Source organism: Microvirga tunisiensis (genome assembly GCF_009296175.1).
GTDB classification, from domain to species: Bacteria; Pseudomonadota; Alphaproteobacteria; order Rhizobiales; family Beijerinckiaceae; genus Microvirga; species Microvirga tunisiensis.
The window spans coordinates 25,424-33,155 of sequence record NZ_VOSK01000048.1; the positions used below are offsets into that span (position 1 = coordinate 25,424).

Here is a 7,732-nt window from a genome sequence, read left to right on the forward strand (position 1 = left end):
AGCCTATGAACCGCGCTCCGTCACTCGATGCCTACCAGCTTGCCGACCGCTACGCCCGGGAAACCGGCAGGGTCTTCCTGACCGGCACGCAGGCCATCGTCCGCATCGTGCTCGACCAGGCCACGCGGGACAAAGCCGCGGGCCTCGATACGGCGGGCTTCGTGTCCGGCTATCGCGGCTCGCCGCTCGGCGGCGTCGATCTCGAACTCTGGCGCGTGAAGGAACAGCTGAAGGCGCACCGGATCGAGTTCCTGCCCGCCGTCAACGAGGACCTTGCGGCCACGGCCGTCCTCGGCTCGCAGCAGGTCGAGACCAATCCCGACCGGCAGGTCCAGGGCGTCTTCGGTCTCTGGTACGGCAAGGGCCCCGGCGTCGACCGCTCGGGTGACGCCCTCAAGCACGGCAACGCCTATGGCTCGTCGCCGCATGGCGGCGTGCTGGTGATCGCGGGCGACGACCATGGCTGCGTATCCTCGTCGATGCCGCATCAATCGGACGTCGCCTTCATGAGCTGGTTCATGCCGACGCTCCATCCGGCCAGCGTCAGCGAATACCTCGCATTCGGCGAATACGGCTATGCGCTGAGCCGCTTCTCCGGCATGTGGGTCGGCTTCAAGGCGGTGTCGGAGATCGTCGAGTCCGGCGTCTCCGTCGAGCTGCGCCCTCCCCGCCAGTTCCGGGAGCCCGATTTCACGCCGCCGCCCGGCGGCCTGCATTATCGCTGGCCGGATCTGCCGGGACCTCAGATCGAGGAGCGCGTGGAGGCGAAGAAGCATGCGGTCTATGCCTTCGCCAAGGCCAACCCGATCGACCGCCGCCTCTATGACCTCCCGAACGCCTCCTACGGCATCGTCACCGCCGGCAAGGCCCATCTCGACCTCATGGAAGCCTTGCGGCTGATCGGCCTCGACGAGGCCGCCTGCCGCACGCATGGCATCGACATCTACAAGGTCGGCATGGTGTGGCCGCTCGCCCTGCACGACGCCATGGAGTTCGTGAAGGGCAAGCGCGAGATCCTCGTGATCGAGGAAAAGCGCGGCATCATCGAAAGCCAGTTCAAGGAATACTTTTACGATTATCCAGGCTCGAAGCCCGAGCGGATGGTCGGCAAGCACGACGAAACCGGCGAACGGCTCATCCCCTGGACGGGCGAGTTGACACCGCGTTTCCTCGCGGGCGTTCTGGCGAAGCGCCTCGATCCGATTTTTCCCGATCTCGATCTCAACCGTCGCGCATCATCACTGTCGCCGGAGCCCGAGCGCGTCATTGCCGTGCCGGGTGCAACGCGCACGCCTTACTTCTGCTCCGGCTGTCCGCACAACACCTCGACCAAGGTGCCCGAAGGATCGAAGGCGCTCGCCGGCATCGGCTGCCACTTCATGGCAAGCTGGATGGACCGGGAGACCTCGTCCCTCATCCAGATGGGCGGCGAAGGCGTCAACTGGGCGGCGTCTTCGAGGTTCACCGGCCAAGGCCACATCTTCCAGAACCTCGGCGAAGGCACTTATTATCATTCAGGCTCGATGGCGATCCGGCAGGCCATCGCGGCGGGCGCCAACATCACCTACAAGATCCTGTTCAACGACGCGGTCGCCATGACGGGCGGCCAGCCTGTCGACGGACCGGTGAGCGTCTATGCCATCGCCCACAGCGTCCGCGCCGAAGGCGTGTCGCGCATCGCGCTGGTGTCGGACGATCCGGACAAGTTCATCCCGGCCGACCTGCCCAAAGGCGTGACGATCCATCCGCGCGAGGATCTCGACGGCGTGCAGAAGGAGCTGCGCGACATCCCCGGCGTCACGGTGCTGATCTACGAGCAGACCTGCGCCACGGAAAAGCGCCGCCGCCGCAAGCGTGGGCAGATGGAAGACCCGAAGCGCTTTGCCACGATCAACGACCTCGTCTGCGAAGGCTGCGGCGATTGCTCGGTGGCCTCGAACTGCCTGAGCGTCGAGCCGAAGGAGACGGCTTTCGGCCGCAAGCGCAAGATCAACCTCTCCACCTGCAACAAGGACTTTTCCTGCCTGGAAGGCTTCTGCCCCAGCTTCGTCACCGTTGAGGGAGCCACACGCAAGGCCAAGACCACGACGGGCTTCGACGCCGCCGCACGGGCCGCGACGCTGCCGCCCCCTGCACTTCCCGCTCTCGAAAAGCCGTTCGATCTGCTGGTGACCGGCGTCGGCGGCACGGGCGTCGTCACCATCGGGGCGCTCATCAGCATGGCGGCGCATCTGGAAGGACGCGGCGTGTCGGTGCTGGACTTCACGGGCTTCGCGCAGAAATTCGGGCCCGTCCTGAGCTACGTCCGGCTTGCGGCCAATCCCGAAGCCCTCCACCAGGTCCGTATCGATCAGGGCGCCGCCGATGCGCTGATCGGCTGCGATCTGGTCGTCAGCTCCTCGCCCAAGGCGTCAGGGACCTATCGCAACGGCACGCGGGCCGTGATCAACACGGCGGAAATGCCGACCGGCGATGTGGTGCGCTTCCGCGATGCGGATCTCGCCGGCCGGACGCGCCTGCGGGCCATCGAGCGGGTGATCGGCGCCGGAAACATGGCGACGATCAACGCCAATGCGCTCGCCGATTCGCTGCTCGGCGACACCGTCTATGCCAATGTGATGATGCTCGGCTTCGCATGGCAGCAGGGGCTGGTGCCGGTTTCGTTCGAGGCGCTGTCGCGCGCCATCGAACGCAACGGCGTGACCGTCGAGCGCAACAGGCAGGCCTTCGCCTGGGGCCGCCTCTTGAGCGCCGATCCCGATATCGTGCGCCAGGTTGCCGGCGACACGCCGGAAGAGGTCGAGACGCTCGACCAGGTGATCGCGCGCCGGGCCGCGTTCCTGACCTCGTACCAGAATGCCGCCTATGCGGCCCGTTTCGAGGCCATGGTGACGCGGGTGCGCGAGGCCGAAGGCGCTCTCGGTTCCGAGACGCTCACCGACGCAGTGGCGCGCTCGCTGTTCAAGCTCATGGCCTACAAGGACGAGTACGAGGTCGCGCGCCTTCACATGGAGACGGGCTTCCTCGACGAGTTGCGGCAGCAATTCGAGGGCGACTTCACGGTGCATTATCATCTGGCACCGCCGCTCCTCCCGTCGAAGCTCGATGCGCGGGGCCGCCCCCGCAAGCGCAGCTTCGGTCCCTGGATCCAGACGCCGATGTCCGTTCTCGCCAAGCTGAAGGTGTTGCGCGGCACCCCCTTCGACCTCTTCGGCTACACGGCCGAGCGGCGCACGGAGCGCGCCCTGATCGACTGGTACGAGGGCCAGGTCGACAGGATCCTGGCAAACCTCGACCCACAGCGCCTTGCCGATCTTCTGGCCATCGCCAAGGCTCCGATGGACATCCGCGGCTACGGTCCGGTCAAGGAAGCCGCCATCCATCAGGTGCGGTCGAATGTCGAGCGCCTGTGGGAACGTCTCGCTACGGAACCCGCGGTCATCGACACCCGTGCGCGGCAGCAGCTTACCGCTTGAGGATTGATCCTCGACGTCATCACCGGCCTCGTACCGGTGATCTCGTTTCGAGAGGCATTGCGCTCTTCACATCGGGATGGCCGGGACGAGCCCGGCCATGACGGGAGCGGTACTGGTGCGACGGGATCATGGACATCGCTGGAAGAGCCGCGGCCTTTCGCTCACCTCCTCCACGTCATCACCGGCCTCGTGCCGGTTATCCCGATGGATTGAAGCGCCGCACCTCACCGGACCGGGACGGCCGGCCAGGACGGCGAGGAAAACGCTTGATGAACCTGCCCTAGGAATCCTGGGACACGCTGCTTTGCGGCGGCGTCGCCATCGCTTTCTGCAGGGCCGCCACCAGATCGTCCGGGAGAATGGGCTTATGGAGGAAGGCGGCATTGGGCGGCAGGTCGCCGGGGCCGGGCCCGGTTTTGCCGGAGATCACGAGCACTCCCACCTCGGGCCAGCCCTGCCGGACCAGCCGGGCGAATTCGAAGCCGTCGATGGAGCCCGGCATGTCCACGTCCGTGAGGACGACGGAGATGTCCGGCCGGCTCTTCAGCACCTCGAACGCTTCGTCGGCATCCTGGGCCTCGACGACCCAGAACTCGGCCTCTCGCAGAATATCGACCTGCGTCAGACGAACGAGCGGCTCGTCTTCGACCAGGAGAACGACAGGGTGTTTCACAACTCTGCGATGCGGTTTCATGCTCCAGGAAACGGGCCCGATCCGATCCAGTTCCCTCCGGTCGCACAGGCGCAGGCTTTTCAAACGCGCTGAAGCAGGGCAGGAATTTCGTCAGGCGCGTCTGGCTTTCGCCGTGAGCTGCCTGATCCGATCGATGACGTCCTGTGACGGATAAGGCTTCTTCAACAAGGGACCGGCCTCGCAGAGGGTCGCGGCGATATCCGCCGACCGCTCCGCCCCGGAGGTGAGAATCACCTGCGTTCCCGGCATGTTGGCGCGGATCCAGCGCGCCAGTCCGAAGCCATCCATGCTCCCGGACATCTCGACATCGCTGAACACCACATCGACGGACACCTCGGGCGACTGAAGGATCACCACCGCCTCTTCCGCGCTGACGGCCTCGTGGACCCGATAGCCGCACTCGCGCAGGTAATCCGCGATGACGAGACGGATCAGGACCTCGTCCTCGACGACGAGAACGGTCTGAAGAGAAGAATCGGCGTCAGCCGTGATATTTGTCGATAACGTGCTCACTTTCTGCTAACCGCCGAGCTTTTGTCTTGGTTCCACCCGCCCTGCCTCACGGGGGTTCCGGCCAGTTGAGGCTGCTGATGACGAGGTCGACGACCTGGGACGCGCGATACGGCTTGCGAATGAGCAGGCCGAGGTCACCGAGGTCCAAGTCGCCCGACCCGTCCCCATCCGCAGAAGCGACGATGATCCTCATGGGCTTCTGCTGGGCGCCGACGCGACGCGCCGTCTCCACTCCGCTCCCGGATCCCTGCGGGTCGAGGGCCATAAAGAGGAGGTCGACCCGGACGGCCCCGAGCACCGTCATGGCCTCCCCGGCGGACCCGGCCTCCAGGACCTTGAATCCCGAGTCGCGCAATTCGTCGCTGACAAGGCACCGGACCCGGACATCGTCTTCGACAACTAGGATGGTGGGAGGTGTCCGGCGTGGAAGAACCGTGACGGATGCAGCGCTCATTCTTGCCCCTGACGCGATACACTGGCGCATCGTGCGGAAAAGTGGACCCGGTTTTCCGCTCTGGACGATGCGCCGCTTGAGGAATTGAGCATCGGACCGATGCTTCAGGCGGACAACGTCCTTCTGCCTCAACGGTTCTCCCGGCGTTCGGTCGGGTTCTTCCTTCAATCTGCTGGTCTCAATCGACGGAACAGTCTATCAATGGCCACGTTTCACTTTTGCACTCTCCCGATGTCGCGTTGGTCCCTTGTCTGATCCGAAGCCCTTAGGCGTCATTCTCCTGGTGGAAGACGAACCGTTGGTGCGGCTGGTTGTGGCCGACATTCTCATGGACGCGCAGTTCCGCGTGATCGAGGCGGCGGACGCGGAGGAGGCCCTGAGGGTTCTGAAGGCCGAGGTCGACGTGGACGTGGTCCTCTCGGATGTCGAGATGCCGCCCGGCATGAATGGCTATGACCTGGCCCGACGGATCCACGAGAATTGGCCCTCGATGGGAATCCTCGTCGCCTCGGGCCGCGGAGTGGCCGCGAGCCGATGATTTGCCCCCGGGAGCGGTCTTCCTTGGCAAGCCCTACTCCCACGCGACCCTGGTGTCCCATGTCCTGGCCGCCACTGAAAAGGCCCAGGCCGCCCGCGCCCTCGCCAAGCCGCAGGGAGGAACCGACGGGACCGCCGATGGCGCGGCTGCGCCCATTCCGAAGACCGCCTGATCGGCCTCATGACATTCGGGCGCAGCTCATGAGAACTGCGCCCGATGATCGTTCGAGAATGCGATCCGCCCTTCGTTTTTAGGCGGCCCGCACTCCCTGGAGGAAGCCTTCGACTTCCTTGCTCAGCGCATTCGAGTTGGACGCCAGTTCGCCGGCCGCGGCGAGCACCTGAGACGCGGCCGAACCCGCATGGGTGGCAGCACCCTGGACCTGGACGATGCTCTCGCTCACGTCCTGCGTGCCCCTTGCCGCCTCGCTTACATTGCGCGCGATCTCCTGCGTGGCGGCCTGCTGCTCTTCGACGGCCGCGGCGACGCTGGTGGCGATCTGGTGCACCTCTTCGATGGTGAGACCGATGTCGCGGATGGCGTCGACCGCACCCTTCGTCGATTGCTGGATCTGATGGACATGGGAGCTGATGTCCTCGGTCGCCCGCGAGGTCTGGTTCGCGAGCTCCTTCACCTCGGCGGCCACCACGGCGAAGCCCTTGCCGGCCTCGCCGGCGCGCGCCGCCTCGATGGTGGCGTTGAGCGCGAGAAGGTTGGTCTGGCTCGCGATCGTGTTGATCAGGGCGACGACCTCGCCGATCTTCTGCGCGCCGTCCGCCAGCGTTTCTACGAGTTCGTTGGTCTTGCGCGCATTCTGCACGGCTTTCGCCGCCGCAACCGATGTCTGCGACACCTGCGAGCCGATCTCGTTGGAGGAAGCCGCCAGCTGCTCCGCCGCAGCCGCGACGGCCTGCACGTTGCTGGACGTTTCCTCGGCCGCTGCCGCCACCGAGTTCGATTGCTGGTTGGTCTGCTGAGCCGTCGATGCCATCGAGCGGGCCGTCGCTTCCATCTGCTGGGCGGCGACGGAGAGATGCTGGACCAAACCGCCGACGCTGCCTTCGAAATTTTGGGCGAGCGCCATCATCTCGATCCTGCGCCGCTCGCCTGCCTGCTTCTCGGCTTCGGCCTGGGCATGCCGAAGGTCCGCCGCTTCCTGCATGGCACCGGCGAACACCTGCGTCGCCTTCCAGATATCGCCGATCTCGTCCTTGCCGGCCTTGGTCTGCGGCAGGTTGTAGTCGCCCGAGGCGAGCTTCTGGATGGCATCGGTCACGCGCTTAAGCGGCTGCGCGATCTGTCGATGGCCGACGAGCCAGCCGATCAGGAGCGCAATGAGGGTGCCCGCCAGCGCAATCGAGATGAGCAGCATCAGCCACTGGTCGTAGAGTTCGGTCGCACGACGCTCGACGGCTGCGATCTCTTCACTGCCCCGCTTGGTCAAGGCGTCGATGCTGACCTGGAAGGCTTTCCGGTTGGCGCGGTTGGCGTCGTTGTTGCCCTGCGCATTGGCGGCCGCGGGCGAGACATCGGCGCCGAGCCTCACGGTCTCGGAGCGGAACTTCTTGAACTCTCCCGCATCTGTCACGACTGCATTGAACAGGGCCTTGCTGTCGCTTGGAACGATCGGCTCCCACTCCTTCAGGAGAGTGTCCATGTCCTTGAGTGTCGCGAGAAGCCCGTCACCGAACTTGCGTGCTTCGGTCGTATCCTTCGATGCGTAGATGCCTCTGGCTTCCATGACGACATGGGTGACCAGGCGATTGAGGCGCTCGCCATAAAGAGCACGGGTGGCCGCGAGCCTCACGTCGTCGACAGCTTGGTTATACGTTTGCAGCGTGCTGATGCCGACGGCAGCCGTCATGAGAGCAACAAAGCTCAACGCCGCGACGAGCGCGAAAATCTTCGTTCTAATGATCTTCACTAAAGACCTGCAACGGAGAGACCTGCGTGCCGGAAGAAGCTGGTGATGAGCTCAGGCCGTTGCTGCAGGCGGCCGAACTCGCGGCGGGCCAGGCGGTGCAAGTCGGCGACTGATCCGGGCAACGCGCTTTCCA

Annotated in this window: 7 protein-coding genes; 3 read left to right on the forward strand and 4 right to left on the reverse strand. The window is 65.1% G+C overall.

Features of this window, described 5'->3' with window-relative positions:
* Window positions 1-5 precede the first annotated feature (5 nt).
* Window positions 6-3,476: an indolepyruvate ferredoxin oxidoreductase family protein gene (locus FS320_RS14535; protein ID WP_152712587.1), complete on the forward strand. Its 3,471-nt coding sequence runs from the start codon at window positions 6-8 to the stop codon at window positions 3,474-3,476.
* A gap of 280 nt (window positions 3,477-3,756) precedes the next feature.
* On the opposite strand, the gene FS320_RS14540 is transcribed toward FS320_RS14535, so the two are convergent.
* The 3 genes from FS320_RS14540 to FS320_RS14550 all read right to left on the reverse strand — a co-directional run bounded on the left by FS320_RS14540 (window position 3,757) and on the right by FS320_RS14550 (window position 5,137).
* Window positions 3,757-4,170, reverse strand: a complete 414-nt coding sequence (locus FS320_RS14540; protein WP_152712588.1) for a response regulator — start codon at window positions 4,168-4,170, stop codon at window positions 3,757-3,759.
* Window positions 4,171-4,260: 90 nt separating this feature from the next.
* Window positions 4,261-4,683 (reverse strand): response regulator, encoded by a 423-nt coding sequence (locus tag FS320_RS14545; RefSeq protein ID WP_162003004.1) that lies wholly within the window; start codon window positions 4,681-4,683, stop codon window positions 4,261-4,263.
* A gap of 46 nt (window positions 4,684-4,729) precedes the next feature.
* Entirely contained in the window at window positions 4,730-5,137 is a 408-nt protein-coding gene (locus FS320_RS14550; protein ID WP_152712589.1) for a response regulator, read from the reverse strand.
* A 247-nt stretch (window positions 5,138-5,384) separates the two neighbouring features.
* On the opposite strand from FS320_RS14550, the gene FS320_RS47850 reads away from it, so the two are divergent.
* Entirely contained in the window at window positions 5,385-5,675 is a 291-nt protein-coding gene (locus FS320_RS47850; RefSeq protein WP_244627141.1) for a response regulator, read from the forward strand.
* A 1-nt stretch (window position 5,676) separates the two neighbouring features.
* Window positions 5,677-5,847, forward strand: coding sequence for a hypothetical protein (locus FS320_RS47855; RefSeq protein WP_244627142.1), 171 nt, complete (start codon window positions 5,677-5,679; stop codon window positions 5,845-5,847).
* A 78-nt stretch (window positions 5,848-5,925) separates the two neighbouring features.
* On the opposite strand, the gene FS320_RS14560 is transcribed toward FS320_RS47855, so the two are convergent.
* Entirely contained in the window at window positions 5,926-7,599 is a 1,674-nt protein-coding gene (locus tag FS320_RS14560) for a methyl-accepting chemotaxis protein (RefSeq protein ID WP_338105355.1), read from the reverse strand.
* Window positions 7,600-7,732 lie beyond the last annotated feature (133 nt).

Excerpts from the sequence above, each read along its gene's own strand:
- FS320_RS14550 (WP_152712589.1), bottom strand. The coding sequence starts at position 5,137 with ATGAGCGCTGCATCCGTCACGGTTCTTCCACGCCGGACACCTCCCACC.
- FS320_RS14535 (WP_152712587.1), top strand. The coding sequence starts at position 6 with ATGAACCGCGCTCCGTCACTCGATGCCTACCAGCTTGCCGACCGCTAC.
- FS320_RS14540 (WP_152712588.1), bottom strand. The coding sequence starts at position 4,170 with ATGAAACCGCATCGCAGAGTTGTGAAACACCCTGTCGTTCTCCTGGTC.